Source organism: Synechocystis sp. LEGE 06083 (genome assembly GCF_015207725.1).
GTDB classification, from domain to species: Bacteria; Cyanobacteriota; Cyanobacteriia; order Cyanobacteriales; family Microcystaceae; genus Synechocystis; species Synechocystis salina.
Map to the genome: position 1 here is coordinate 1 of NZ_JADEWJ010000421.1, position 1817 is coordinate 1817.

The following is a 1817-nucleotide window of genomic DNA, read 5'->3' on the forward strand; positions in this document are numbered from 1 at the left end:
CCCCTGGCCCGCCCACGGTGTTGAGCAACAGTTCTGCATAGCTGTTGTTGGAGCGTTTATTGGTGGTCATTACCCAGTTCCGCAGGGGCTGGGAACGCACTGTGGCGTTGGGACCTAACCGTTGTAGAGCCGCCGCTGTGGTGAAAATCTTCGCGTTGGAAGCGGGAATAAAGAACTTATTTTCGTTATGGCTATATAGCATCCGGCGATCGTCCAATCGTTCCACCAACACCCCCCAGTTGGGCATGGCCTTGGCCCCCACAATGCGCTGCACAATGGGTTCAAAGGTAGCAGGGCAAGCCCCTTGGTAAATAGGGGAACCAATGTTGCCAAATCCCCCCGTTGGCATTTCCACTTCGATAGGAACTGACTGCCTACCCTGAAAATAGTCAACGCTGGCAAAGGTTTCTGGCTGGTCGGCTAAGGCCGGGGTGGTGCTTAACAGGGCAGCGCTGGTGGCAAGGGCGCCAACTTTTAGCCAGGGAAAACGATTTTTGATCATGGGCTTCCAATAAAGTTCAGAACCGCGAACCATGGGGGAGCAGATTGCTGCAGGTCTGACCTTGGTCTAACCACACAGGCATTGCTACCTTCCACTTCTAGGTTTGGGCTTTTTTGTGACGCACCATTTTTGATGCAGCAAAGTCAGGATTATACCACCATCGTCGACAACCATTGGTAGGCGATCGGGGAAACCATTATTCAGGACGAAATGAAAACTTCTTGGCTTGACTCTGCTGCAGAGAATATCAGGAAGTACGAAGCAAATTCTCTATCGACGCTGGCGGGAGATAATTTTTTCCACCATGGCTTGGCTTTCATGCACGAGGCTATGGCATGGCCCGGGGGTTTGGGTTAGGGTAGGCACCAGGTTACGGGCCTGGAGAGTCATGTGCAGTTGCAATTCCGCCACGTAATCACTGATGGCTTCTTGGGGCTGGGGAAGATCTACCGGGGTCGCTGACACTGTCCTTTTTCCTCCTTGAGCAATGCTGTTAACTAAAAAAATAACTGAAAAGTATCCAACCGAGGGACTTGGGATCCCTATAAAAACTACCATGGCATTAGCGGAGACGCACGCTTCTGCAACAGTCTTTAACATTTAGCTGTCTGTGGCCCTGGGACATTTCTCCCTAAATTGGGCCCTGGGTGCCCTAGTTTCCTTTGCCAATTCTTTTGCCAATCAGTTATTCAGTTTTTCCATGTCAGAGCTTCAAACCCTGATCCGTAGTATTCGCCAAGAAGCAGAACGGGAGCCTTTTCCCTTGGATTCTCCCATTTACCAGCAGGCCAGCAAGGATGCCCTAGAGCCGATTTTGTTCGGAGGGAATCTGGGCAGTCAGCTTTGTTTTTTTGGTCGAGATCTGGGAGCGGATGAGGTACGCCAAGGACAACCCTTGATCGGAGCGGCGGGGCGCTTAGTGAGGAAGGGCTTTTTTGAAGCTTGGCAGGGTCGGACACCCAAAGGTCAAGACGATCTGCAAACTGTTTGCCAAAGGATTTTGCTTACCAATACAGTGCCCTACAAACCCCCGGAGAATAAGGCCTATTCCGTTAAGGTGAAGGAGCGGTTTCGTCCTTTTGTGGAGCAGTTATTGGTGTTCCATTGGCAGGGCAAACAAATTATTACCCTGGGAACGGAAGCTTTTAAATGGTTCGCCCCCTATGGCGCTAAGGGACAGTTGGATGAATTTTTCCGGGGTGGCGATCGCTATGAATCTTCCTTAGATGTGTTGATCAAAGCCAACACAGGAGCGGGCAAAAGTAGTCAAAAAATTGTTAGATTAATGCCTTTACCCCATCCTTCACCGTTAAAT

3 protein-coding genes are annotated in these 1817 nt (G+C 50.5%); 1 reads left to right on the forward strand and 2 read right to left on the reverse strand.

Translation table 11 applies throughout. From position 1 onward, the window contains the following. Together IQ219_RS19335 and IQ219_RS19340 are read right to left on the reverse strand one after the other, a co-directional pair. On the reverse strand, nucleotides 1-535 hold a 535-nt coding region (locus IQ219_RS19335), incomplete at its 3' end, for a D-alanyl-D-alanine carboxypeptidase (RefSeq protein WP_194073689.1). A 237-nt stretch (nucleotides 536-772) separates the two neighbouring features. After that, nucleotides 773-967 (reverse strand): hypothetical protein, encoded by a 195-nt coding sequence (locus tag IQ219_RS19340; protein WP_194073690.1) that lies wholly within the window; start codon nucleotides 965-967, stop codon nucleotides 773-775. Nucleotides 968-1202: 235 nt separating this feature from the next. Here IQ219_RS19340 and IQ219_RS19345 point away from each other — a divergent pair. Continuing rightward, on the forward strand, nucleotides 1203-1817 hold a 615-nt coding region (locus IQ219_RS19345), incomplete at its 3' end, for a uracil-DNA glycosylase family protein (RefSeq protein ID WP_194073691.1).